Genomic DNA, 24,922 nt, shown 5'->3' with positions numbered 1-24,922 from the left:
TGGCCTCACGTTATCGTTGGACCAACACATCTGATCAGGAGGACGTATGCCGTACGTTGTTGACTTCAAGGACGTTTCCACTGTCGGCCTGGAGTCGTCGCCGGTCGCCGAGGCGCTTGCCGGGTTGCGCGCCAATGAGGGCCGCTACTACCGCACCAAGTACGACCACGTCTTCACCGTTAGCCCCGCAAGCGACGTTCCCGAGGTGGTCGACCGGGTGAACCGCATCCTCAAGGAGGAGCGCGACATTGTCATCAGCTCCCGCCCGCTCGAGGCAACAGCCTTTGAAGTCGATGGCTTGCGGATGGATTATGTGTTCTTCGAGTCGGGGCTGTCAGTCAACGTCATGTACAGCATCGAAGACGGCGGGAAGCGGGCGGTCGGTTTCAAGCTGGCCGAAGGCATGGAGATTCCAGAGGAACTGGCGCCCCGTTTCAAATTCGCCCGCCAGAAATCAAAGCTGGCAGGCGTGATCCGTGGCTCGTACTTCGTGATCAAGGGCGAGTACTGATCGGCTCACGCGGCACTTATTAATGGGGCAACTCGGCCTTGTGGCCCTTCGTGACCTATGTCATACTGATGGTCGATGCGCATCGACGATGCGTATCGATGATCCACAGAAACCACCCGCCAGAGAGCACATGGAGGCCAGGTCATGCCCACCAGCAAGGATGTTGCCCAGGCCGCCGGTGTTGCCCAAAGCACGGTGTCCTACGTCCTGAGTGGCAAGCGGCCGATTTCTGAAAAGACCAGGAAAAAGGTCGAGGACGCTATTGAGCACCTGACCTATCAGCCCAATGCCGGGGCCCGCGCACTGGCCAGCCGCAGGACCCGTGTCATCGGCTTGGTCATTCCTTTCATACCCGAGCTGCACATGGCTTCGATCATGGAATTCGTCTCCGTGATCGCTAATACCGCCCGCCGCTACGACCACGACATCCTGCTGGTCACCGAGGACGAGGGTGCAGCAGGACTGCGGCGCGTGGTCGGCCAGCAGATCTGCGACGGACTGATCCTCATGCAGGTAGAGGGCGACGACGAGCGGCTGCCTGTGGTCCGGGGCCTCAAGGTCCCGGTGGTCCTGATCGGCATCCCGCACGATCCTTCCGGCCTGGTCTGCATCGATGCCGACTTTGAAATGGCCGGCAAACAGTGCGTCCAGGACCTCGCCGCAGCAGGGCATGACGTGATCTGCGTCCTCGACTGGCAGCGCGAGGTAGTGGACCGGCACGTTAACTACGTGGAACGCTTTATGAGCGGCACCAACCAGGCCGCGGAGAGCATCGGCGTCAGGATGCTTCACCTGCCAGGCGGCACGGACCGCGATGTCATTGCCGATTCCGTGGACAAGGCCCTGGCCGAAACCACCGGAATGCCGGCGTTCATTGCCCCTGACGGCACCGTTCAGGACGTTCTGCGGCGGGTGCTGTCCAGCCGCGGCCTGACTCCGGGCAAGGACGTGTCGGTGATCGGCAGCGCCTCTCCCACGCTTGCAGAGCTCCAGCCCATTCCACTTTCCACCATCGACCTCCGTCCGGCCGAAGTCTCGCGCCGCGCGGTAAAGATTATGTGCGACCTCCTCGAAGCCGACTCGCAGGGACCAACCGAATCCCTGGAGCTGGTGCCCACGGTCATCACGCACCGTTCCAGCACGCTCCGCCCACCCCGCGGCAGCTGAACCGCCCTCCGTCCCACCCCGCCCAAAGACAGATTCCAGTCATCGATACGCATCGTCGATACGCATCGACAAATCGATTCCCATAACAAAGGAACAGACAATGAAGTCAGCACACCGGACCACGCGTCCGCTCTCCTTGGCCGTTGCCGCCCTTGTCGGCATTCCGCTGTTCATCTCAGGCTGCGGAGCGGCCGGCAACACGGCTTCCTCCACTGAGCCCGTCAAAGAGATCTCGGTGGTTGACTACTACAACAACGAGCCGGACAAGTCCTTCATCGGCGACGCCCTGACTGTCTGCGGCACCAAAGCCGGCGTCACCGTCAAGCGCGAGACCGTTCCGGGCAAATCGCTGATCTCCAAAGTGCTCCAGCAGTCCTCCTCCAAAACGCTGCCGGACGTACTAATGCTGGACAACCCCGACCTGCAGCAAATTGCCGCCACCGGCGCCCTGGCCCCCTTGGCTGATTTCAAAATCAGCACGGATGACTTTGCTCCCGGAGTGCTGAGCGCAGGCACCTACAAGGACAAGGTCTACGGCCTGGCACCCACCGTCAACACCATCGCCCTGTTCTACAACAAGGACATCCTGGCCAAAGCCGGTGTCACGCCGCCCACCACCTGGGATGAGCTGAAGTCAGCAGCCGCCAAGCTCACGTCCGGGGACCAGTACGGACTGGCATTCAACGCCAACCCCACCTACGAGGGGACGTGGCAGTTCCTCCCTGTCATGTGGTCAAACGGCGGTGACGAAAAGAAGATTGACACCAAAGAGACCGAGCAGGCCCTGCAGCTGTGGACGGACCTGGTCAAGAACGGTTCGGTCTCCTCCTCCGCCCTGAACTGGACCCAGGCCGATGTGAAGGACCAGTTCCTGGCCGGCAAGGCAGCCATGATGGTCAACGGCCCGTGGCAGATTCCGTCCCTGGACAAGCAGCCGGCCCTTCAGTACGGCGTTGTGAAGATCCCGGTCCGTGAAGCCGGCCAGACGCCCGTGGCCCCGCTCGGCGGGGAAGTCTGGACCGTTCCGCAGACCGGCAACAAGGCCCGCCAGGCCAAGGCGGCCGAAGTGGTTGCCTGCCTGAACAGCGATGAAAACCAGCTGGCGATGGCCAAGGTCCGCAACACCATTCCGTCCAAGACCACGCTTGCCGAGACCTTCGCAGCCGAGAACCCCAAGCTCGCCACCTTCACCGAGCTGATCAAGACCGCCCGTGCACGCACCGGCCAGCTCGGCGACCAATGGCCTGCCCAGGCCACCAAGATCTACACCGCCATCCAGACGGCGCTGACCGGCAACGCCTCGCCGGCCGACGCCCTCAAGCAAGCCCAGGGTCAGTAGGCAGCCAGCCATGTCACTAACAACCGACGTATCACAGACGGCAGCTGGGCCGTCCGCGGGAAAGTCCTCCCGGAAGCACGGACGCGCGAACACTTCAGGGTCTGAGGCAGAACCTCCGAGGCGGCGCAGCCGCCACCGCCGCGAGCGCATCTTCCAGTGGCTCTTCCTGGTTCCCGCCGTGGTCTACATGGCGCTGTTCTTTGGCTACCCGGTGGTCAAGAACGTCGTGATGAGCTTCCAGGACTACACCACGTCCACGTTCTTCACCGGAGAAGCCCCGTGGGTGGGGTTGGCGAACTACGCGACTGTACTGTCGTCGTCGTTGTTTTCCACCTCGCTGCTGAACACAGCGCTGTTCACGCTGGGGTCCATCCTGGGCCAGTTCGTCATCGGGCTGGCGCTGGCGATCTTCTTCCAGCGCAGGTTCCCGCTCAACGGAATCCTGCGGTCGCTGCTTCTGCTGCCCTGGCTCCTGCCGCTGATCGTTTCCAGTGCCGTGTGGCGCTGGATCCTGGACAAGGACAGCGGCGCACTGAACCGCTTCCTCGGTGACCTGGGCATCATCGACACCGGCATCCCGTGGCTGACCAGCACGTCGCTGGCGCTGATTGCCGTGGTGGGGGTGAATATCTGGATCGGCATTCCCTTCAACCTGACCATCCTGTACGGCGGTCTCCAGGAAATCCCGGACGAACTGTACGAGGCAGGGTCCCTGGACGGGGCCACCGGGTGGCGGGCGTTCCGGCATATCACCTGGCCCATGCTGCGGCCGGTGGTCAGCGTGGTCCTGGTGCTCGGCGTCGTTTACACACTCAAGGTGCTGGACATCATCCTTGGCCTCACCAACGGCGGGCCCGCGAATTCAACCCAGACCATCGCCACCCAGTCCTATGCCCTGTCCTTCAACGAGTTCAAATTCGGCGAAGGCGCGGCCCTGGGCAACGTGCTGGTCATTATTTCCCTGGTCTTCGCGGTCCTCTACCTGCGGGCCAGCCGACGCGCAGTGGATGAGTGAGGAAACCATGACAACCCAACTGAAGGCACCCGTCCGCCGGAAGGCCGTTGCCGCCGCCGACCGCAAGAACTGGGCCTACACGGCATTGGCCATCTTCTTCCTGGCCGTCATGCTGTTCCCGGTCTACTGGATGGTCAACGCATCCCTGCAGCCCAACGGCGCCACCCTGGAAACCTCGTGGCTGCCGCTGAAGCCCGACTTCACCGGCTACGCAACAGCCATCAATGAGCAAGCCGGCAACCTTGGCACCAGCCTGGTCATCTCCCTCGGAAGCGTGGCGCTGAGCCTGGCCATCGCGGCCCCTGCGGCTTATGCCCTGGCGTACTTCAAGGTCCGCGGCGCAGGCGTGGTCCTCTTCGCCATCCTCATCAGCCAGATGATCCCGGGCATCGTGGTGGCCAACGCCCTGTACACCGCGTACAACGACCTTGGCCTGCTCAACTCCATACCAGGCCTGATCCTTGCCGACTCGGCGCACGGCATCCCGTTCGCCATCCTCATCATCCGGGCGTTCATGAATGGCATGCCGGCCTCCGTCATTGAGGCTGCGCGGGTGGACGGTGCGGGCCACGTCCGGGCGTTCTGGTCCATCGTGATTCCGCTGAGCCGGAACTCCCTGATCACCGCGGGCCTGTTCACGTTCCTGTTTGCGTGGAGCGACTTCCTGTTCGCACTCACCCTGACCACCACCGAAGCTGTACGGCCCGTCACCTTGGGCATCTTCCAGTACATCGGCGCCTACGTGAACGACTGGAGTTCAGTGATGGCGACGGCGGTACTCGCCTCCATCCCGGCCATCGTCCTGCTGGTCGCAGCCCAGAAATACATCGCTGCCGGTACCACCGGCGGCGCGGTCAAATAGACCCCCTTCAGCACCTACGAGGAGAAAATCATGACTGACAGCAAGCCCATCCGCGTCACCGTCTGGAGCGAAAACCGGCACGAGAAGCGGGACGAACTGGTCGCCCGCCTGTACCCGGACGGAATGCACGGCGCCGTCAAGGCGGGCATCGAGGAGAACCTGGGCGCCGCCGTCGTGGTCCGGACCGCAACCCTGGACGAACCGGACCACGGCCTCACAGAGGAAGCACTCGCCACCACCGACGTCCTGACCTGGTGGGGGCACATGTCCCACGCCGACGTCGACGACGCGGTCGTCGAGCGCGTGCACCGCCACGTCCTGGCCGGCATGGGCCTGATCGTGCTGCACTCAGGGCACTGGTCCAAGATCTTCACGAAGCTCATGGGTACGTCCTGCACCCTTCGCTGGCGCTCCGAACAGGACCGCGAACTCGTCTGGACAGTTGACCCCACGCACCCCATCGCCAAGGGTGTGCCACACCCCATCGAAATTCCCGAGCAGGAGATGTACGGCGAATTCTTCGACATCCCCGCGCCCGAAGAACTCGTGTTCATCAGCTCCTTCAGCGGCGGCGAAGTCTTCCGTTCCGGCTGCACGTTCCGGCGCGGACACGGCAAGATCTTCTTCTTCAGCCCCGGCGACCAGGACTACCCCGTCTACCACCACAAGGACATCCGCCGGGTCATCGCCAACGCCGTGGAATGGGCCGTCACCGACCGCCCGGAACGGGCCGTCCCCGAACTGCTGCGCTACGAGACCGGCGACTTCTTCAACGGCAAGAGCTACCAGGGAGCCAACGCGTGAGCGGCCCCTTTGCCACCATCCCCGACGACGGCACTCCACTACGCGTCGTCGTCGTCGGCGCCGGCGGCATGGGCCGCGCCTGGCTTCGCACGGTTGAGGAATCGCCGCTGGTGGAGCTCGCAGGCATCGTCGACCTGGACCTGGACGCCGCCCGGGCGGCTGCCACGGAGCTGGGGCGTCCAGACCTCCCCATGGGCGCCGGTACAGCAGCGTTGGCGTCCGACGTCGGCGCCCAGGCGGTCATCAACGTCACCGTCCCTGCCGCGCACCATCCGGTCACCACCGAAGCACTCGCCGCCGGGCTGCCTGTCCTCGGCGAGAAGCCGGTGGCGTCCACCGTGGCCCAGGGACTGTCGCTCGCAGCAGCTGCGGAACTCCACGGCCAGTTGTTCATGGTCAGCCAGTCCCGCCGTTACAACAGGCACCTGTTCGAAGCGAAGCACCTGTCCTCGTCCCTGGGCAGGGTGGGCATCGTCTCCGCCGACTTCTTCAAAGCACCGCATTTTGGCGGATTCCGGGACGCCATGGACCACCCCCTGCTGCTAGACATGGCGGTCCACCAGTTCGACATGGCCCGGTTCCTCCTCGACGCCGATCCCGTCTCCGTCTTCTGTGAGGAGTACAACCCTTCCTGGAGCTGGTACCGCGGGGATGCAGGCTCCACGGCGATCTTCGAGATGACCGGAGGTGAACGCTTCGTGTTCACCGGCAGCTGGTGCAGTCCGGGCCAGGAAACCTCATGGAATGCTGCATGGCGGATCAGCGGCGAGCACGGAACGGTCCTCTGGGACGGCGACAACAGCCCTGTGTCCTCGGTTGCCACCGACACGGGCTACAGCGAAGACCCCGGACAGGAAATCGCCGGGTCGTTGCGGGACTTCGTGGCGGCTGTCCGCACAGGGAGCACGCCGATGGGACGGGTCCACCAGAACATCATGAGCCTGGCCATGGTGGAAGCCGCCATCCGGAGCGCGGCCACCGGATCCCGCGTGTCCGTGGACGCACTCCTCGAGGACTCCTACCGGCAGGCCATCCTCGCCGAGCGCGACCCCGCAGTGCTGGAAGTCCTCAAGTCCTGGACATCGGTCCGCAATGCCCTCACCGGCGAAAGCATCGCACTCTGAAGCGGTGGGTGGAGAGCTGATTCTTTCCGGGGACGTTTAGGGCAGACTGGTGGCGTGAACGGAATCCGGTGGGTGCTGCACGTCGACCTCGACCAGTTCATCGCGGCGGTCGAAGTGCTCCGGCGGCCGGAGCTTGCGGGCAAGCCAATCATTATCGGCGGCCGGGGCGACCCCACGGAACGCGCTGTGGTGTCCACCGCATCCTACGAGGCGAGGGCGTTCGGTGTGGGTTCCGGCATGCCCTTGCGCATTGCCGCCCGGAAAGTGCCCGATGCCGTGATCCTGCCCGTCGACCAGGAGGCCTACCTCGTGGCGTCCGAAACCGTGATGGCTACCCTGCGCGCGCAGCCCGGCGCCACCGTGCAGGTGCTGGGCTGGGATGAAGCCTTTATAGGCACGGAAACACGGGACCCGGAAGCCTACGCCCGGCAGGTCCAGGCCGCTGTCCTGGAGCGGACCCAGCTGCATTGCAGCGTGGGCATCGGCGACACCCTGGTCCGGGCCAAGGTCGCCACCGGGTTCGGCAAACCGGCCGGCGTCTTCCGACTCACCGCCGGGAACTGGCTCGACGTCATGGGCAGCCGGCCCACCAAGGACCTGTGGGGCGTCGGAACCAAAGTTTCCGGCCGGCTGGCCAAACTCGGCATCAACACCGTCGCCCAGCTCGCCGCGTCCGACCCCCAGGACCTGGTCCCGGAGTTCGGCCCCAGGATGGGTCCCTGGTACGCGGAGCTTGGACGAGGGGATGGCGCCAGCGTTGTTGACGACACCCCGTGGGTTGCCCGCGGGCACAGCCGGGAAACCACCTTCCAGCAGGACCTGACCGAGCCCGCCCAGGTGGACGACGCCGTGAGGGAACTGACGGCGCATGTCCTTGAGGACGTTGTGGCCGAAGGACGGCCGGTGGTCGGGCTGACCCTGAAGGTCCGGTACGCGCCGTTCATCACCACGACGCACGGGAGGAAGATTCCCGAGACATTCGACCGGAACGAAATCCTGGCGCAGGCCTTGGACCTCGCAGCCGGAATCGAAGCGGGACGTCCGGTCCGGCTCCTGGGCCTGAGGGCAGAAATGGCGATGCCTGACGATGCCCGAAAGGGACACACTCCGACGCGCGGCGGTTGGTGACGGCGCGGCCGGCAAGAGGCAGTGTAGATGGTGCGGTGGAATTCGCGGTGGACGGTCATGGCTCCGAGATCGGCCGCGTTGCCGGACCCTAAACCACACCACAGCTGATGCGGCGGCCCGTAGCATGGCGGGATCGGGCGAGGGGAAGGTTAGACTCGCGGGTTTTCCCGGCACATCCCAAGGTTCAGCCAGGCATAATAGATCGAAGCTCCGGCCGAATGGCAATTTGGCCGGGGCTTCGCCAGTTGGTTCGCCCATCATTCATGGGGCTTTTTGGTGCTCAGGGGGATCGCCGATGGTTTGCGTTGAAGCTGACCAAGCGCGAGCAGTGGAAAGAGCAGCACCGAGAGCATTCCTGCGCCAACGAGTGCGGATGCCGTTCCGCTGGAGATCAGCCCCTCGTCCTGGCCAATGGCTGTGACCGCCACGATGATAGGCAGTCCTGTTGCCCCAAAAAGTATGATGGCCCGTTTGTCGGCACGTGTGGAGCCGGGCGGAACGGCGAGCAACGATGGCAGCCCGCGGATGATGAGCAGGAGGAGCAGGAAAAGGGGGATCATTGCGAGTGCCGCCGGGCTGGCGGTCAGCGCGCGCAGGTCGAAGTCTATGCCGGTGTCGATAAAGAAGACCGGCACCAGGAACCCGAATGCGATGGCGTCGATTTTTGTCTCGATGACCGACCGGTCCTTTTCGGGAGCCCGTGCGATGGCAACCTTCCAGAGGACGCCGGCGGCGAATGCACCCAGCAGCATGTCGAGTCCCAGCACCATGCTCAGCACCACGAGCGCGGTGAGAATGAACATGATGGACCGGACAGCGAACTGGCCGCTGGTGTGGAGCGTCCTGGTGACGTGGGAGTGGAGCAGGGTGTGCCGGGCGCGCGAGGCGAGGTAAATGGCCAGGCCGGTCAGGAAGACGAACCCGAGCAGTACTGCTGTTGCCGGTCCCAGCTCCCTGCCGCTGAAGAACAGCGAGATCGCAACGAGCGGACCAAACTCACCGGCCGCACCCAGCGCGGTGACCGCGATGCCGACCGGGGACCTCGATTCGCCGGCGTCGCGAAGGATGGGCAGCAGCGCGCCAAGGGCGGTGGAGCACAAGGCGACGCCGATGATCACGGCGGCCTCCGGCGTGGGGGACAGGAGCAGGCCCGCGCCGATGCCGGCCGCCAATGAGACGACCCAGCCGGCGGACGCACGGTTGGCGGGCCGGCCTCGGATTACGGCGAAATCGATCTCGTTGCCGGCAACGAAGAAGAGCATGGCCAGCCCGAATTGAGCCAGTGTATCCGTGAACCCGGCCGGTTGGATCCACCCCAGCAGGCTGGGGCCAAGCATGATACCGAGGACAATTTCGAAGACCACGATGGGCACCTTGACCCACCGGTCGAGGACGCGGGCCGCCAGGGGCGCTGCGATGGCCAGCAGTGCGATCAGAAGCAATGACGTGGACAAGCCCTGCATCAGCGGTACCTCCGGTACCTCGGTTGCCTCGAAGGAAAAGTAATCCAAAGCTACCGCCACGGTGGTGCTGGCGCCATCAGCCTCCGCGTGTGGCCGGAACGGCCGTCGGTGTGACCGCGGCGGTGTCGGGCGGCGCAGCTGTTCGCTCCGCAGTGGGCGGTTCCTCCGTGCCGCTGCTTTCCGGAGCCGGGCCGCCGGTGACGGGCGCTGCGGTGGTGGGCGCCGCCGTCGTGGTTCCGGACGGCACGGATGCCGTGGCGGGTGGTGTCCCGGGCGGGGGAGCCTGGCTTGTTCCGGGCGTTGAGCCGGGTGCCACAGTGGAGGTCGTGGCCGGCAGCACCGGCGAGCCGGTGACGCTGGGATCGGCTTGGACAATCCCGATGATTTGTTCCTTGAACGCAGTGAGCCGTTCCTGGATTTCGGACAGCGGGACGTTCTGCAGGTTCCGGCCGAATTCTGCGATCTCCGCCCACAGCGCGTTGAGCCGGGACGTGCTGCCGTCGCTCAGCGGTCCGTCCAACGTGAGGACCAGCTGGCTGGCCAGCGCATAGGTCAGGCAGCGGGCGCAGTTGTAGTTGGCGGCGGCAGATAAGTTTTCCGGAACGATGACATCAGCCTGGCCAACGATGAGTACCACCTGGAAGCCGACGGCGACTGCCGCGCAGTCGGTGCAGCTGGCGAACGCGTAGGCCTCGTTGGTGGTGTCCACGGGTTTGCCGTCTTCGGCCCAGACCAGGGCGAATGCGACGTCGTAGTCCACAGACCCGTCCTCCGTGTTCACCACGAGTGCCTGGTTGCCGTCCCCTTCGGGGGCGGCCGGCTGGTCGAACGGAAACACCCACGACGGCGCCGGCGCACCGCCGGGCACGCTGCCGCCCGGTGCACCGGTTCCGGTAAACCCGGAGTGGGGCACCAGGACCATGCTGAGCTGGGGGTTTTCGCGTGTCGGCCTTGCTGCACCCGCGGGCCACAGGGCCACCGTGTTGCCCGCCTGGCCTTCCCGCAGGGCCGAATACTGCTGGGTCGGAAACACAGCCGTGGTGACGTCGGCCAGCGTGCCGCGCTCGTACGGCTGCACCGGCCGGTACGCGTCCGCTCCCGGCCACCAGGCCCAGGCCAGCCCGCCAGCCAGCGCTGCGAGGACGGCCATGGCCGTGGCCCGCTGCAGTGTCCTGCCTCGGGTTTTCTGCCAGAGTGCGGTGGTCAGCTGCCGGGCCAGGCGGAGCAGCACGTAGAAAATACCTGCGACGGGAAGGGCGACGGCGGTGATCGCCAGCGCGCGCACGGCGGCGCCCGCGATGTCCCCGGCAGCCAGGCTGTCGGACAGCTGCGACTGATGCTTCAGCGCGCTGGCCCATGCGGTGCCCAGCAGCCGCGGCAAGGAGAGCACCATCATGACCAGGCTAAGTACCAGCAACGGCACGGTGACCAGCACCCAGGCCGTCACCACGGCCCGTGCCCATGGTTTGAGGACTTGGGCTTCGGGGTCCTTCCGGCGCCACGGCAACAGCCCCAGAAGGGTGGGCCGGATGCGCTGGAAGAGGTCCGGGACCCCGGTCGCATCGGCCAGGATGTGGTACCCGTCGAACCGCACCAGAGGAAGCAGCTGCCGGACCATCTGGAGGATTTGGGTGACCACCACCAACAACAGGGCGTCAAAGCCGGTAGCCCACCAAAGACCCATGATAGCCACCGCCATGATGGCGTTGAAGTACAGCCCTCCCAGGTCAGTGCGTATCCGCCCGCCGCGGCCCAGCCGGTAGGAATCGGTGACGTCGGTGAAGAAGGCAGGCCAGATCAGGTAGAGGCCGGCGCCCATGGCCCCCGGCGTCGCGCCGCCGCGGCGTGCGGCGGCGGCGTGGCCGAACTCGTGGAAGCCCGCGGACAGAACCGTTACGGCCAGGACCAGCAGCACCAGTGCCGGGTTGGCAAAAGCGTCATGCGTGGCGGATGCGAGTCCCTTGACCATAAGGACCCACCAGCACACGGCGATGAATGCTGCGCACACCGCCGCCACGATGATTGGGTTGAAAAGCACCGCGAACGGAGCCGTGAGCCGACGCGTGCGCTCCGGGTCCGTGACCGTATAGCGCAAGCGCATGCCGAGCAGCGGGTCGGCCTTTCTCACCTCCGGCTGGGAACCGTCGGCAAGCTGGAGCAATCCCAGCGGAAGCAGTTGGGAGGTGGCCAGTGTCCTGACGTTGTCTTCGCTGACCAGCTTTCCGAAGCCGGCACTGGCGCAGGCTGCGATTTGTTCGATGGTGCGCTGGCCGTCCACCGCCTCCAGCACCAGGTACAGCAGCCGTGTCAGCTGGATTGCCTGGCCATCTGACCTGCGGACCAGGGAGGGCGGCTCACGGTAGCCCGACCCCTGGGTTTCGCCGATCAGCTCAACTCCCTCGGCCCGGACGGGGATGTCGGGCAGCCAGGTGCCGGGTGGGCCGGCGGTGGTGGTCGTAGTGGACGCAGTGGGAAGCGGCGGCCCGTCCATCCGGGACGGCCCGCCGTGTTCTGGGCTCATAAGGAAGTGCTCACGTGGAAGCTGGCGTCCGGATCCTACTGGCGCAGATCGGACTGCTGGTCGGCCGAGGCGGTGGCTTCGCCGTCGATGTTCTGGCTGATGATGGCGTCCTGCTGGGCCACCGCGAAAGCATCGCTGTCAATGGAACCGATGTTCGCAGCGACGGCGGCATCAATCGGTGCCGCCACGTTGGCGTTGGCTGCCACGGCGCCGTTGATTGGAGCCGCGATGTCGGAGTCAGCTGCAAGGTCCACGTTAACGTTCAGGAGGTCCCCGTCCAATGCGGCGGAAGGATCCACAGGCAGGGCGCCGACGTCGGAAGCGGCATCCCCGGGGAGGAGCCCGCCGTCGGTGCTTCCTTCAGCACCGGTGCCACTGTCAGCGGCCGTGTCACCGGCCGCGGCGTCTGTTCCCTGGTCAATAATGCTGTCCTGCGTGGAGTCTGCGGTGGCGTCTGCGGTGATGCCCTGGTCGATGACGACCCCCTGGTCGGCAAGGGCCTGGGCCTCAGACCCGAAGGAAAGGATGTTCGCGGAAGCTGCCGCGTCGATGGGGGCAGCGACGTTGGCGTTGGCGGCGACCGCGAGGTCGATGGGGGCCGCAGCGTTAATGCCCAGGTCCAGATCGGCGTTCAGGTCCAGGACCGAGGCCACCTCCTTGTCCGGAAGCGCCGTGCCGCCCTGTGCCATGAGTTCGTCGTCGGTCAGCGGGGTCAATCCCTGTTCAATGCTCATGCGAAACTCCAGATCCGGCACGGGTCACCGCTGCCCCCAGTGAGCAGTTTCTACACCGATGTGCCTAATGCCAGTCAATAGTAAGCATGATGATCATATTTTGGTATCCTCAAGCGTTTCCTCTTCCAGGGACGGGTGAGGCATGCTCTGATCGGCACTGCCGGGGTTGCCACGAAAGATTCAAGCAGGCCGAAAGGGCGGGATCACATGCCGATGTGGATGCAGGCACTGATGTGGGGGACCATTGCCGGTGGGGCGCTGGTACTGGGCTCGGGCCTCGCCTGGCTGTGGAAGGTGCCGCCACGGATGGTTTCGACCATCATGGCATTCGGTGCGGGTGTCCTGATTTCTGCCTTGGCTTTTGAGCTTGTTGACGAGGCGGTCGAGGGTGGCGGGCTGCTGCCGACTGTGGCCGGGTTTCTCTGCGGCGCGTTGATCTTCGTGGGCTCAAACATCCTCCTGGCTCGTGCCGGAGCGAAGCACAGGAAACGTTCGGGGGAGCAGCAGCCAAGTGAACAGGAATCCCCGGGCAGTGGGACCGCGATCGCCGTCGGGGCACTGATCGACGGCATCCCGGAGTCCGTGGTCCTGGGACTGGGCCTGGTCATTTCAGGAAACGTCAGCCCCGCGATGCTGGCGGCCGTTTTCATCTCCAATGTCCCCGAAGGCCTGTCCAGCACCGCCGGGATGAAGAAGGCGGGCCGCAGCGGGAAGTACGTGTTTGGCATCTGGGGAGGAATCGCAGTCTTCTGCGGGCTGGCGTCGCTTGTTGGTTACACGGCCCTGGAAAATGCTCCGGCCGAAATGATCGCCTTCATCACGGCCATCGCGGCCGGAGGCATTCTGGCCATGCTGGCGGACACGATGATTCCGGAGGCATTTGAGGAGCACCATAACCTCACCGGCTTCACGGCGGCAGTCGGTTTCCTGACTGCCTTCACCATCCACAGGGTCGGGGGCTAGGGGGACCGGTTGGTTCGGCAGCCGGTGCATTCCGGCCCCAAAACCTCCTGGATGTGCCGTAGGGTGACTGGATGGAACTCCGCCTCGAGGTTGTCCAGGTGCCCGTCTCCGACGTGGACCGGGCCAAAGCCTTCTACACCGACAAACTCGGCTTCGTGCTCGATCACGACGTCGAACACATCCCCGGCATGCGCGTCGTCCAGCTCACACCGCCGGGCTCATCCTGCTCCATTGTGATCGGGACGGGCATGACGTCCATGGTTCCGGGAAGCCTCGAAGGACTCCAGTTGGTGGTCCCGGACATGCCGGAGGCACGCACCGAACTCCTTGGCCGGGGAGCGCCCATCAGCGAAGCCCAGGACATGGGCGGGTTCGCCTTCGCCTACCTCAGCGATCCGGACGGCAACCGCTGGGTCATCCAGGAAATCCCGCCGAGCGCGCCATAGCCCAGACGGTGGTCGACTCGCAGTCTCTCACCGAAGCACGGCTGCGACAGCACTGATCTCGACCAGCGCGCCGGGCACGCCCAGCCCGGCCACACGGGCAGCGGTGACCAGGGCCGGTTCATCGGATGCGAGTTCGGCCGCGATCGCCCCGTACCCTGCGGCGAGGTCGGCGCCGTCGACGAAGAGCACTGTCCAGTGGACGACGTCGGCGAGGGTGGCGCCGGCCGCGGCGAGCGCAGTCTTCGCGTTCTCGAGGGCGCGCGCAGACTGCACCGCCACGTCGCCCCCTCCTACGAGTGCGCCGTCGCCGTCGACGGCGTTCTGGCCACCGACATAGATAGTGGTCGCGCCGGGCGGAACGATCGCGACGTGGCTGAAGGCCGGACTCGAGACAAGCCCCTGCGGGCGGATGCGCTGTATGGGTGCCATCCCTGTATGGTCTCACTGACCGCCGACGGAGGGGAGGCCCGGCCCGCACTTTCCCCGCTTGAACCGCGGCGCCCTTGAACGTCTGAACACCCCAGGGCTACCATTGCCCGCACGGTGGTCCTTGCTGTTCGGTCCCGGGCCCTGGGGCCCAGCGAACACTGACATAAGTCACATCGAGGAGACAGTCATGGGCGAGACAGCTGCAGCGGCGTCATCAGCAACCCTGATGGTTGACCTGATTATTTCACTGGACGGGTATGCCTCAGCCGAGGGATGGCCTGGCTGGTGGGGTCTTGAGGGCCCGGAATACCTGGCCTGGCTCGGGCAGGAGGGGGAGAAGGACTACACCTTCCTTCTCGGTGCGAACACCTATCGGCTGATGTCCGGCATGTCGGAGGAAGCCGCGGCCGAGGGCTCAGGCTTCACCGAGAATGAGGGGGCCAGCCTGACCGGCCTGGCCGCCGTGCCCAAGGTGGTCTTCTCCTCCACCCTGCAGGCGCCCCTGACATGGCCGAACTCGACGCTGGTCACGGGTGACGCGGTGAAGGCTGTGACGGAGATGAAACGGACCGGCACGGGAACCCTGAGCACGCTCGGCAGCCTCAGCCTCTGCCGGTCGCTGCTGACCGCCGGCCTCGTGGACAGGTTCCGGCTGGTGGTCTTCCCGGTGATCACGGGCCGAACCGGTAAGGAGCGGATCTACGACGGCTATCCGGACGTCGCGCTCGAGATGGTGGACAGCAGGACCTTCGACGGCCGGCTCCAGCTGCTCGAGTACGTGCCCACCCTGCTCAGCGGTCCGCCGGGCAGCGGCCCTGCCTGAGTCAGTCCGTGGCCGCCAATCTCCGGCATCAGTCCGCTTGGCTCAATCACGGGTTTCGATAGTGACGGTCCGGGGTGCCTGGAAGGACAGGAGCCTGATCCAGTCCGGCTGGTAGTCCTGCAGCCGCACTTCCGGCAGTGCAAGGGCGGCTTCCTGGACAACGATGGCGGCCTCCAGCTCTGCGAGCTTGGCTCCGAGGCAGCGGTGGATGCCGGACCCGAACACCAGGCCCGGTCCCGTGGTTTGGCCGGGCCGGGCAGCTTGCGCGGCAGCGGACGGGCCCGCAGCCGGAGCCGGTGCGGTGATGCGGTTGCCGCTCAGTTCCAGGAGGATTTCGGTGCCGGCCGGGATCAGCCCGTCACCGAGCTTCGTCTCGTGGGCGGCTACCCGTCGCCAGGTGGGGACCGATGATTCGGTGGCCAGAACGTGCCGGATCATGGCCCTGGAACCGGCATCGGTGGCCGCGTCTTTCCAGCCGGCGGGAGCTGAACCCTCCAGGAGGCGGAACAGGGTGGTGCTGATCAGCTGGGTGGTGGTTTCCTGGCCGGCGATCAGCAGGAAGTAGCCCAGCGAGCACAGTTCCGGCGTGGACAGGCCGTGTCCGGCCAGGGATTTGAACAGGTTGCGCCCCGGAGCCGCCACTGACTCCGCTACGAGCTTCCGCAGCCAGACGTAGAAATCAGCGGCGCTGTGGGCCAGTTCGAGCTGGCGCTCCTCGTCGGGCCAGCCCCAGAACAGTTCCATGGAGTCAAGGCCCCAGCGCTTAAGGTCAGCCAGGTCCCGGACGGGCCGCCCCAGGAGCTCGAGCATCACGACCGCCGGCGGAAACGCCGCGACCGCCTGCACGAGGTCCACCTGGCCGGAAGCATCCAGCAGGTCCGCGGCGTTCCGTGCCGCTGCCCGTGCCAGTTCCCGGATCCGAGGCTCCATGGCTGCCACTGTGGCCGGGGTGAAGAAACCCGCCACGACTTTGCGGATCCCCGCGTGTGAGCCGGTGTCGTTGCTGGCCAACACGGGAGGCAGCGCAAAACGCACCCGCTGCAGCACACGCAGGGCGGCCCCGGCGAGGGGCGTCACTGCGACCAGGGCGTTCGCCGGGCTGAAGTCGGCTGGCCGGTGCAGCACGTCACGGACCGCGTCCGGGTCGCGTACCACGAGGTACGGGCACCGGGCCGGTCCCGAGCTTTCCGCCAGAGGGGCGGCCGCCGTCATCGCCGGGTTCATGCGGGCAGGCCGTTCAGCCAGGCAGCTGCGCCGGCCCGGAATGCCGCCGGGGACAGTTCCGAGGCGTGCTCCGGGAGGGCGCCGAGGAAAGGCACCCGCAGAGACCCGAGCACCTGACGGTTGCTGTGGTGCACATGTTCGGGGCTGACGGGCCAGCTGCCGAGCACCAGCCCCAGGACGTGAAGTTCCCGCGCTGCCAATGCTTCGAGGGTCAGGGCGGTGTGGTTCAGCGTCCCGAGCCCGGGCCGGGCAACGAGGACAAATGCCGCCGCCAGGATGGATCCGAGGTCGGCCAGGTTGCCGCCGTCGGAATCCAGTTCCACCAGCAGGCCGCCTGCGCCCTCAACCAGGACGTGGTCGTGCGACGCCGCGAGTTCGCGGACCCGGCCGGCGTGCGCTGCAAGCGCGGGGAGTTGCGTGCCGTCGACGGCGGCAGCGGCGGCGGGTGCCAGGGGCTGCTGCAGGACGACGCCGGTTTCCGTGGTCACCGTGCCGGCGAGCCGGATAATTTCGGCGGTGTCGGAGTCACCGTCGGCGGCTCCTGACTGGCACGGTTTGTAGACCGCGACGCTGCGCCCGGTTCCGTGCAGGACGGTGGCGAGTGCCGCCGTCGTGATGGTTTTTCCGACGCCGGTGTCCGTTCCGGTGACGATGATGATGGCGGGCAGGTTCATGCAGGTTCCTCCAAAATGCCGCGCAGCACTGCGCAGCTCTCCTCAATTTCCGCAGGTGTCAGGGTGGCGCGGGCGGTGAGCCGCAGACGTGAGATCCCGTCCGGGACCGACGGTGGGCGGAAGCAGCCGACCCGGACGCCGGCCGCGCGTGCGGCACCGGCGGCCGCCAGCGCTGATTCGGCGGACGGCATGGCGACGGACTGCACGGCCCCCGGCGTTTGCTCAACGGCGGGACCGCCGGTGCCGCGGGTCCCCAGTGCCGGGGCGAGCCCGGCGGCCAGCGCCGCAGCGTTGGTTCGGACGGCTTCCGCCCGCCAGGGCTCATCCCGGATGATCCGCACCGCGGCGAGGGCAGCCGCGGCGGAGGCCGGCGCCAGTCCGGTGTCGAAGATGAAGCCCCGCGCCCTGTTGACCAGGTGTTCCCGCAGGAGGCCAGAGCCCAGGACTGCGCCGCCCTGGCTGCCCAGCGCCTTGGACAGCGTCGCGGTCACCACCACGTTCGGGTGGCCGGCCAGGGCTGTCCCGGTCACCGACCCGCGGCCCTGGAAGGTCCCGGTGCCGGTGACTCCCAGGCTGTGCGCCTCGTCGACCAGGAGTACGGCGTCGTGCTCCTCGGCCACAGCCAGCAGCCCGGCGAGCGGAGCTTCGTCGCCCAGGACGCTGTAGAGGGATTCGACGGCGATCAACGCGCGCGGCTCCGCCCGGTCGGCCAGCAGCCGGCCGGCATTTTCCACGCTGTTGTGGGTGAACGATTCCGTGCGGGACCGGCTGAGGCGGAAACCGTCGATCATCGAGGCGTGACAGTGTTCGTCCGCGACGATCAGGGTCCCCGGGCCGCCGAGGGCCGTAATCACACCGATGTTGGCCAGGTAGCCGGAAGAGAACACGAGTGACGTTTCCATCCCGGCCAGCGTGGCAAGTTCCTGCTCGAGCTCCAGATGCAGCCGGGTGGTCCCGGCCACCAGGCGCGAGGACGTGGCGCCCGCGCCCCACCGCCAGGCCGCCGCCGCGGCTGCCGCGGCAACCCGCGGATCCGCCGAAAGGCCAAGGTAATCGTTGCTGGCCAGGTCGATGAACCGTTCGTCCGCGGTGCGCGCGAGCGGGCGGCGGACCAGGCCGCGGCGGTCGCGGACGGCGGCCTGGCGTTCGAGCCACTGGGTCATGGAGTTGCTCATGCCGCTCCTCCGGACCGTCCAGCGCCGGCCGGTGCCGGGACGCGCCCGTGGACTTCGGCGATTGCCGCCGTCATGCCGGCGGTGATCTGTTCTATGTCGGCTGCCGTGCTGATGTACGGGGGCATGGTGTACACGAGGTTCCGGAACGGCCGGACCCAGACACCGTGCCGGATCGCCGCGGCGGTTACCGCCGGAACGTCGACGGCGTGGTGCAGCTCAATGACTCCGACCGCGCCGATGGTGCGGACGTCCGCCACGGCCTCAAGCCCCAGGGCGGGGGAGAGCCCCGACAACAGGCCGGCTTCGATCCGAGCCACGTCTGCCCGCCAGCCGCCGTCGCCGATGATGCCAAGGCTCGCATTGGCGACGGCACACGCCAGCGGGTTACCCATGAAGGTGGGGCCGTGCAGCAGCGCCCCGGCGTCGCCGCCGGAAACAGTTGCCGCAATCTCCCCGGTGCAGAGCATGGCGGCGAGGGTGAGGTACCCCCCGGTGAGGGCCTTGCCGACGCACATGACGTCGGGCACGACGCCGGCATGATCGGCCGCGAACAACTCGCCGGTCCGCCCAAACCCGGTGGCGATCTCATCAAAGATGAGCAGCAGGCCGTGCCGGTCCGCCACCTGCCGCAGCGCTGTCAGGCATTCGGCCGGATAGGCGTGCATGCCGCCGGCACCCTGAAGAACAGGTTCGACGATGATCGCGGCCAGCTCCCCGGAATGCGCAGCAGCGATGTCCTCGAGGCCGGCTGCCCACGCCTGCACGGACCCGGGCGTGGCTGACGATGCCGCCGGGGGACGCGGTGCAAAGACATTGCCGGCCAGCAGGCCCGGAAACGCGGAGTGCATCCCGTCCACCGGATCGCAGACGCCCATCGCCGCGAACGTGTCGCCGTGGTACCCGCCGCGGATGCTCAGGAACCGCTGCCTCTGCGGGTGCCCGGACGCGGTCTGGAACTGCACCGCCAGCTTCAGCGCCACTTCAACGGCCACCGAACCCGAATCCGCAAGGAACACCCGCTCCAAACCCGGCCGCCCGGGCGCCGACGGCGCCATGTCCACCAGCCGCTCGGAAAGTTCCACCGCCGGGGCGTGCGTGAGGCCGCCGAACATCACATGGCTGAAGTTTTCCAGTTGCCGATGGGCGGCGGCATCCAGCACCGGGTGGCGGTAGCCGTGGATCACCGACCACCATGAAGACATCGCGTCCACCACTTCATGGCGGGTACCGTCCTCGCCCCGAAGCCGCAGCCGCACGCCGTCGGCCGCCTCGACCTCCCACAGCGGAAGACTCGGCGACGCCGGCGCGTACGGGTGCCACAGCCGCGCCCGGTCCCGCCCGATCAGGCCAGGCTGCACCCCGCCACTCATGGTGCGCGCACCCCGTGGCGGGAGCATTCCGCCGACCAGCCCAACGGAGTCACCTGGACTTTCATTCGCCGGCGGCAGGTGCCGCAGTACCGCGGCGGTTCCATCGCGAGGCGCTCGGCGCACCGGCGGTGAGCGTCCGACGCCGGGCTGTCGCCGCCGTCGGACGGTTCACCACAGTGCCCGCAAAAGCCGGCGGTGGTTGTGCCCGCGGGAAGTGCGGGGTCCGCGTTCCTGGAAACCCCGTTCACAGCGTCTTCTGGAGTTCCTTGATGGGCATGTTCAGTTCCACCAGGAGGTTCAGGTCGGCGGTGGCCGGCCGGCCCAGGGTGGTGAGGTAGTTGCCGACGATGACGGCGTTGATGCCGCCCATGAGGCCTTCGCGGGTGCCGAGGTCGCCGAGGGTCAGTTCGCGGCCGCCGGCGTAGCGGAGCACGGTGCGGGGCATGGCGAGGCGGAATGCCGCGATGGCGCGGAGGGCGTCTTTGCCGTCCATGATGCCCTGGTTTTCGAGGGGCGTGCCGGGGCGGGGGTTGAGGAAGTTGAGCGGCACTTCGTGCGGTTCCAGGGCGGCGAGCTGGGCTGCGAGTTCTGCGCGCTGTTCCAGCGTTTCGCCCATGCCGATCAGGGCGCCGCAGCACAGTTCCATGCCGGCGGCTTTGACCATGTTGCAGGTGTCGAGGCGTTCTTCGTAGCTGTGCGTGGTGACAACTTCGGGGAAGTAGCTGCGGGCTGTTTCGAGGTTGTGGTTGTAGCGGTGCACACCCCATTCCGCGAGCTGGTCCACCTGGCGCTGGGTGAGCATGCCCAGGGAGCACGCGATGTTGATGTCCACTGCTTCGTTGATGCGGTCAATGGCGAACTTGATCTGGTTCATCAGTTTGATGTCGGGGCCGCGGACGGCGGCGACGATGCAGAACTCGGTTGCTCCGGTGGCGGCGGTTTCCTTGGCGGCCTTGACCAGTTCGGGGATGTCGAGCCAGACACCGCGGACGGGGGAGTCGAACAGGCCCGACTGGCTGCAGAAGTGGCAGTCCTCGGGGCAGCCGCCGGTCTTGATGGAAATGATGCCCTCCACCTCCACGTCCTCGCCGCAGTGCTTAAGCCTGACCTCATGGGCGAGCTGCAGGGCTGCGGGCAGGTCGCTGTCCGGCAGCCGGAGGATTTCCAGGAGCTGGCTTTCGGACAGGCCGATGCCCTGATCCAGGACCTGGGAGCGGGCGGTTTCGAGAATGGTGCCGGGTCCGGCCTGGAGGTCTGGCTGCATCGTCATCGATAGTCCTTGGGGTGCGTAGCTGCGGATCTTTCTTCCGAACCGACGCTAGTTCCCCGTGCGAGGCGGGATTTTGTGGGGTTTCGACAACGTGGTGAAGCTGATATTGGACGGACCGGCGGCTGCCGTCGGCTTACTCGACTGGGCTCGCTTACTCGGCGGAAGGGCGTTTTCTTTGCTGTTTCGTCACGGCGCGCTGCTGCTTGGCGGCAAGGCGCCGGCGGTTCGAGCCCCGGGTGGGTTTGGTCGCCCGGCGGCGGGGGGCCTCGGGAGCAAGACCCTCTGCCACGAGGTCGGCGAGCTTGGCCAGGGCGATCTCGCGATTGCGCAGCTGCGAGCGCTGTTCTGAGGCAGTCACGGTGACAACCCCCACGACGAGGCGCCGTTCCAGGCGTGTGAGGAGCATCAGCCGTTGGCTGTCCGAAAGCGCCGCCGAACTGCCGACATCCCAGAAGAGCTCGACGCGGCTGTCCGAGGTGTTGACGTGTTGCCCGCCCGGTCCGGACGACCTTGAAAACCGCCAGCCAAGTTCCGACGCGGGTATGGTGAGCGCCGTCGAAACCTCCAGATCCATGCATCAAGCGTTGCACAGTATGGGATTGGCCTGCCGCGCCCGTCTCAGGAGTAGGGTTTGACCTAGTCGACGAAGGGGTCAACGTGAGCTACAAGTATCGAACCGTACGGGTTCGCGGTACCGAGCTGGTTGGAACAATTGCCCGGAAGCACGGGAGCGCGCCTGATATCTACGAAACGTCCAAGGACCCGAGCACATCAGTTGTGCCGGTGTTCTTCGAGGCGACGGGCGAGGTCCGGTTCTTCGACAGGACCGTGCTGGAGGACGTTGTGGCGCCTGCCGGCTAGCTCCCGGACCGGGACCACGCACGCGTAGCCAAAATTGCCCGGATCTTGAGCAGATATGGCGTGTCAGGCGGAATTCCGGAGACTAGGTTTGGCTTTAGTGGTTCAGGCAGATGGACCCCCACCTTCAGCGGTCGGAGTACCAAATGGCTGACAGTAAACGCAGTGAGCATGCGCGCCGGAGGGCCGAAGCGAAGGAAGCGGCCGATCGAGGCAAGGCGGCAAGCAGCGGCGGGAAGGATCAAAAGGAGCCTTCCGACAAGGCGCCGGAGCCGCGCCGGGTGCCTGGCCTTCATGGCTACGACCCCAGCCAATGGCCTGACGCGCGGTTATAGGCCATGGTGCCGGCCCTGAGGCCGATTATCCTCCTCGACATCGATGGCGTGCTCAACCCGGTGGTCCGACCGGGTGGCGCCGGGGACCGGGCAGGGTTGTGGCTGCCGGAAGCAAAAGTTTCCCTTATCCGAAGGCTGGCACAGTGCGGCCGGATTGCGTGGGTGTCCACGTGGCCGGCAGACCAGACGGCCAGCCTGGAGTCACAGCTGGAACTGGACGTGGCACCATTGCGCGTGACGCTGACGCTGCGTGCCGAAGACAGCGATGAGCCGACGCCGAAACTCCGTTCGGTGCGCCGGTGGCTGACGAGGATGGAACTCTTGGGGGAAGCGGACTGGGACGCGGTGGTATGGATCGACGACGTGCTGGGGCCCGACGCGCGGGAGTGGGCGTCCAACCATACCCAGCCTGTCCTGCTGGAACGGCCCGGTCCGGCGCAGGGAATGTCCGAAGTGCACGTCGTCGCCGTGGAGGTTTTCGTTGGTGCCTGACCCCGGGGCCGTAGGTCCGGTGCGCACAAGCTTCCGGCGCCGACATACCGGGGTTCGGTGAAGATCAGGACTAGAGTCCGTCGGGTACCGGAAAAGTACTCAATGGAGAGGCAGTCCCTTGGCAGACACAGTCCTGACCAGAAGCGGAACCGAAGAACGAGGTCTCGCCCGAATAGCCCAGCGGATGGCAGCGTGGACCGAAAAGTGGTTCCCGGATGCCTACATCTTCGCCCTGGCCGGCGTCGTCATCATCGCCCTCGCCGCCCTGGCCATCGGTGCTTCACCGCAGTCGATCGCCGACTCTTTCGGCAATGGATTTTGGGACCTGACGGCGTTTACGCTGCAGATGGCCATGGTGGTCCTTACCGGTTACGTCGTGGCGACTTCCCCGCCGGTAGCCAAACTCATCAACCGGCTGGCCCTGGTCCCGTCCACGGCCCGCATGGCGGTCAGCTTCGTGGCGATGATGTCGATGTCCGTGTCCTTCCTCAATTGGGGCCTCAGCCTCATCTTCGGCGGACTGCTGGCCCGCGCCATTGCGCGCCGCAAGGACCTCACCGTGGACTACCGGGCGCTCGGTGCGGCCGCGTTCATGGGCCTCGGGGCCGTCTGGGCGCTGGGACTGTCCTCCTCCGCTGCGCAGCTGCAGGCCACCGCGGCGTCGCTGCCGCCGGCCCTGCTGAAGATCACCGGCATCCTGGACTTCGGCACAACCATTTTCACGTGGCAATCGTTGCTCACGCTCGTTATCCTGATGGCCCTCACCACCGTGATTGCACACTTTTCCGCGCCCCAGGGCGGTGCGATCCGCACAGCGGAGGATCTCGGCGTCGACCTCGACGACGAACCCAGCGAACCGGCACCCCGCTCCCGCCCGGGCGAATGGCTCGAATACAGCATGATCCTGCCGATCCTCGCAGGCATCCTGACACTCGGCTGGCTGGTCTCCCAGTTCCTGACCAAGCCGTTCCTCACCGTGGTGAGCAGCCTCAACGGCTATTTGCTGGTGTTCCTGATCCTGGGCCTGGTGCTGCATGGAACGCCCCGCAACTTCCTGCAGGCCGTCACCAAGGCTGTCCCGGCGACCGCGGGGATCCTGGTCCAGTTCCCGCTGTACGCGGCGATGGCCGCGATCCTGACCAAGGCCACCGGCCACGGCGGGATGACCATCTCGGCGCACCTTGCCGGGTTCTTCTCGGACATCGGCGGCAACGGCGCGTTCGCCGTCGTCATTGCGCTCTACACCGCCGTGCTGGGACTCCTCGTCCCGTCCGGCGGCGGCAAGTGGCTGGTGGAGGCACCCTACGTGATGCAGTCGGCCACCGACGTGCAGATGAACCTCGGCTGGACCGTGCAGATCTACAACATCGCCGAGGCGCTGCCCAACCTGGTCAACCCGTTCTTTATGCTGCCCCTGCTCGCGGTGCTGCGGCTCCGGGCCCGGGACCTCGTCGGCTTCACCTTCCTGCAGTTCGTGTTCCACCTGCCCGTCGTGCTGCTGCTGGTCTGGCTGCTGGGAATGACGTTCGACTTCGTGCCGCCCGTCATCCCCACAGCGAAGTAGGCACGCCAGCCGGCCATGGCCGACGGCGGGCGGGACCTGCGACGGATCCCGGCGCCTCAGCTGCCAATAACGCCGCGGTAACGGCTGATCCGTAGGTTCAAGGCGGAACGACCGACTAACGGGAGGCATGCCGTGGCGCCGCGACTCATTGAAATACGCCAGCCCAAAGCGAACGACGTGGTGGGACGGGAGTTCACGATTGCAGGGTTTGGGACCGGATTCGAGGCGGCTGTCCTGTGGCGTGTGCTTGACACCGCCGGGAACGTCGTCGCAGCCGGCAACATCCAGGGTGCGGGCAGCATGGGGGTGATCCGCGACTTCGGGCAACAGGTTTCCCTCGGTGGCCTTACGGCCCGGGCCGCCCACCTGATGCTTCAGGTCTTCGGTGACGATCCCTCCGGAATGCACCCGCCGGGAACAGACCTGAACGTCGTTCCGGTCACCGCCTTCACGGCGCTGGAGGGCTTCAGGCTCCACGAGGTGGTCAGCGGCGACAACCTGACGAAAATCGCCCGGGAGCAGGGCCAGAACACCACAGCCGACGATATTTTCCAGGCCAACCGGGACAGGATCAGCAACCCGAACCTGATCTTTCCCGGCCAGGTTTTCCGGGTCCCGCTCCTCGCCTGAT

25 protein-coding genes are annotated in these 24,922 nt (G+C 66.3%); 15 read left to right on the top strand and 10 right to left on the bottom strand.

From position 1 onward, the window contains the following. Positions 1-46: 46 nt before the first annotated feature. From J2X42_RS21265 to J2X42_RS21230, 8 genes are all read left to right on the top strand, one after another. On the top strand, positions 47-511 hold the full coding sequence (locus tag J2X42_RS21265; RefSeq protein WP_310167938.1) for a phage tail protein: 465 nt from the start codon (positions 47-49) through the stop codon (positions 509-511). A gap of 144 nt (positions 512-655) precedes the next feature. After that, positions 656-1,678 (top strand): LacI family DNA-binding transcriptional regulator, encoded by a 1,023-nt coding sequence (locus tag J2X42_RS21260; RefSeq protein ID WP_310167937.1) that lies wholly within the window; start codon positions 656-658, stop codon positions 1,676-1,678. Between the two features lie 100 nt (positions 1,679-1,778). Then, positions 1,779-3,017, top strand: a complete 1,239-nt coding sequence (locus tag J2X42_RS21255) for an ABC transporter substrate-binding protein (RefSeq protein ID WP_310167936.1) — start codon at positions 1,779-1,781, stop codon at positions 3,015-3,017. A gap of 10 nt (positions 3,018-3,027) precedes the next feature. After that, positions 3,028-4,032, top strand: a complete 1,005-nt coding sequence (locus J2X42_RS21250; RefSeq protein ID WP_310167935.1) for a sugar ABC transporter permease — start codon at positions 3,028-3,030, stop codon at positions 4,030-4,032. 7 nt (positions 4,033-4,039) lie between these two features. Further along, complete coding sequence (locus J2X42_RS21245) at positions 4,040-4,894, top strand: carbohydrate ABC transporter permease (RefSeq protein ID WP_310167934.1); 855 nt, start codon at positions 4,040-4,042, stop codon at positions 4,892-4,894. Between the two features lie 30 nt (positions 4,895-4,924). Beyond that, positions 4,925-5,698, top strand: coding sequence for a ThuA domain-containing protein (locus J2X42_RS21240; RefSeq protein ID WP_310167933.1), 774 nt, complete (start codon positions 4,925-4,927; stop codon positions 5,696-5,698). Then, entirely contained in the window at positions 5,695-6,822 is a 1,128-nt protein-coding gene (locus J2X42_RS21235) for a Gfo/Idh/MocA family oxidoreductase (protein WP_310167931.1), read from the top strand. Before J2X42_RS21240 ends, J2X42_RS21235 begins: the two co-directional genes overlap by 4 nt. Before the next feature lie 72 nt (positions 6,823-6,894). Beyond that, positions 6,895-7,950 (top strand): DNA polymerase IV, encoded by a 1,056-nt coding sequence (locus J2X42_RS21230; protein ID WP_310167979.1) that lies wholly within the window; start codon positions 6,895-6,897, stop codon positions 7,948-7,950. 257 nt (positions 7,951-8,207) lie between these two features. Here the strand turns inward: J2X42_RS21230 and J2X42_RS21225 are convergent, their stop codons facing one another. From J2X42_RS21225 to J2X42_RS21215, 3 genes are read right to left on the bottom strand one after another with little or no spacing between them, the layout of a single operon-like run. Next, complete coding sequence (locus J2X42_RS21225) at positions 8,208-9,461, bottom strand: cation:proton antiporter (protein WP_310167929.1); 1,254 nt, start codon at positions 9,459-9,461, stop codon at positions 8,208-8,210. Between the two features lie 28 nt (positions 9,462-9,489). Beyond that, entirely contained in the window at positions 9,490-11,934 is a 2,445-nt protein-coding gene (locus J2X42_RS21220; protein ID WP_310167928.1) for a hypothetical protein, read from the bottom strand. Positions 11,935-11,969: 35 nt separating this feature from the next. Then, positions 11,970-12,668 (bottom strand): peptidoglycan-binding protein, encoded by a 699-nt coding sequence (locus tag J2X42_RS21215; RefSeq protein WP_310167927.1) that lies wholly within the window; start codon positions 12,666-12,668, stop codon positions 11,970-11,972. Positions 12,669-12,875: 207 nt separating this feature from the next. On the opposite strand from J2X42_RS21215, the gene J2X42_RS21210 reads away from it, so the two are divergent. Together J2X42_RS21210 and J2X42_RS21205 are read left to right on the top strand one after the other, a co-directional pair. After that, on the top strand, positions 12,876-13,631 hold the full coding sequence (locus tag J2X42_RS21210; RefSeq protein ID WP_310167926.1) for a ZIP family zinc transporter: 756 nt from the start codon (positions 12,876-12,878) through the stop codon (positions 13,629-13,631). A gap of 71 nt (positions 13,632-13,702) precedes the next feature. Further along, a complete protein-coding gene (locus J2X42_RS21205) occupies positions 13,703-14,077 on the top strand; it encodes a VOC family protein (protein WP_310167924.1) in 375 nt (124 codons plus the stop codon). Positions 14,078-14,104: 27 nt separating this feature from the next. Here J2X42_RS21205 and J2X42_RS21200 read toward each other — a convergent pair whose 3' ends face one another. After that, positions 14,105-14,506 (bottom strand): RidA family protein, encoded by a 402-nt coding sequence (locus J2X42_RS21200; RefSeq protein ID WP_310167923.1) that lies wholly within the window; start codon positions 14,504-14,506, stop codon positions 14,105-14,107. Between the two features lie 187 nt (positions 14,507-14,693). On the opposite strand from J2X42_RS21200, the gene J2X42_RS21195 reads away from it, so the two are divergent. Continuing rightward, positions 14,694-15,329, top strand: a complete 636-nt coding sequence (locus tag J2X42_RS21195; protein WP_310167921.1) for a dihydrofolate reductase family protein — start codon at positions 14,694-14,696, stop codon at positions 15,327-15,329. Between the two features lie 42 nt (positions 15,330-15,371). Here the strand turns inward: J2X42_RS21195 and J2X42_RS21190 are convergent, their stop codons facing one another. The 6 genes from J2X42_RS21190 to arfB form a co-directional block, all read right to left on the bottom strand. Next, complete coding sequence (locus J2X42_RS21190) at positions 15,372-16,553, bottom strand: cytochrome P450 (protein WP_310167920.1); 1,182 nt, start codon at positions 16,551-16,553, stop codon at positions 15,372-15,374. After that, the gene (bioD, locus tag J2X42_RS21185) at positions 16,550-17,227 is read right to left on the bottom strand and encodes a dethiobiotin synthase (RefSeq protein WP_310167919.1); all 678 of its coding nucleotides are present in this window, start codon (positions 17,225-17,227) and stop codon (positions 16,550-16,552) included. Before bioD ends, J2X42_RS21190 begins: the two co-directional genes overlap by 4 nt. After that, positions 17,224-18,390: an 8-amino-7-oxononanoate synthase gene (locus J2X42_RS21180; protein ID WP_310167978.1), complete on the bottom strand. Its 1,167-nt coding sequence runs from the start codon at positions 18,388-18,390 to the stop codon at positions 17,224-17,226. The genes bioD and J2X42_RS21180 overlap by 4 nt, the downstream gene beginning before the upstream one ends. Before the next feature lie 8 nt (positions 18,391-18,398). Continuing rightward, entirely contained in the window at positions 18,399-19,772 is a 1,374-nt protein-coding gene (locus J2X42_RS21175) for an adenosylmethionine--8-amino-7-oxononanoate transaminase (protein ID WP_310167918.1), read from the bottom strand. Between the two features lie 244 nt (positions 19,773-20,016). After that, the gene (gene bioB / locus J2X42_RS21170; RefSeq protein ID WP_310167917.1) at positions 20,017-21,042 is read right to left on the bottom strand and encodes a biotin synthase BioB; all 1,026 of its coding nucleotides are present in this window, start codon (positions 21,040-21,042) and stop codon (positions 20,017-20,019) included. Positions 21,043-21,193: 151 nt separating this feature from the next. Continuing rightward, positions 21,194-21,616 carry an alternative ribosome rescue aminoacyl-tRNA hydrolase ArfB gene (gene arfB / locus J2X42_RS21165; protein WP_310167916.1) on the bottom strand — a complete coding sequence of 141 codons (423 nt, stop codon included), beginning with the start codon at positions 21,614-21,616 and terminating at the stop codon, positions 21,194-21,196. 83 nt (positions 21,617-21,699) lie between these two features. On the opposite strand from arfB, the gene J2X42_RS21160 reads away from it, so the two are divergent. The 4 genes from J2X42_RS21160 to J2X42_RS21145 all read left to right on the top strand — a co-directional run bounded on the left by J2X42_RS21160 (position 21,700) and on the right by J2X42_RS21145 (position 24,921). Beyond that, positions 21,700-21,903, top strand: coding sequence for a hypothetical protein (locus J2X42_RS21160; protein ID WP_310167915.1), 204 nt, complete (start codon positions 21,700-21,702; stop codon positions 21,901-21,903). A gap of 335 nt (positions 21,904-22,238) precedes the next feature. Further along, positions 22,239-22,727, top strand: coding sequence for an HAD domain-containing protein (locus tag J2X42_RS21155; RefSeq protein ID WP_310167914.1), 489 nt, complete (start codon positions 22,239-22,241; stop codon positions 22,725-22,727). Positions 22,728-22,845: 118 nt separating this feature from the next. Further along, positions 22,846-24,291: a TIGR00366 family protein gene (locus J2X42_RS21150; protein WP_310167912.1), complete on the top strand. Its 1,446-nt coding sequence runs from the start codon at positions 22,846-22,848 to the stop codon at positions 24,289-24,291. A 132-nt stretch (positions 24,292-24,423) separates the two neighbouring features. After that, on the top strand, positions 24,424-24,921 hold the full coding sequence (locus J2X42_RS21145; RefSeq protein WP_310167911.1) for a Gmad2 immunoglobulin-like domain-containing protein: 498 nt from the start codon (positions 24,424-24,426) through the stop codon (positions 24,919-24,921). Position 24,922 lies beyond the last annotated feature (1 nt).

This window comes from Arthrobacter sp. BE255 (assembly GCF_031457335.1).
Lineage (GTDB): Bacteria > Actinomycetota > Actinomycetes > Actinomycetales > Micrococcaceae > Arthrobacter.
This window is presented reverse-complemented; position numbering and strand designations above follow the sequence as displayed.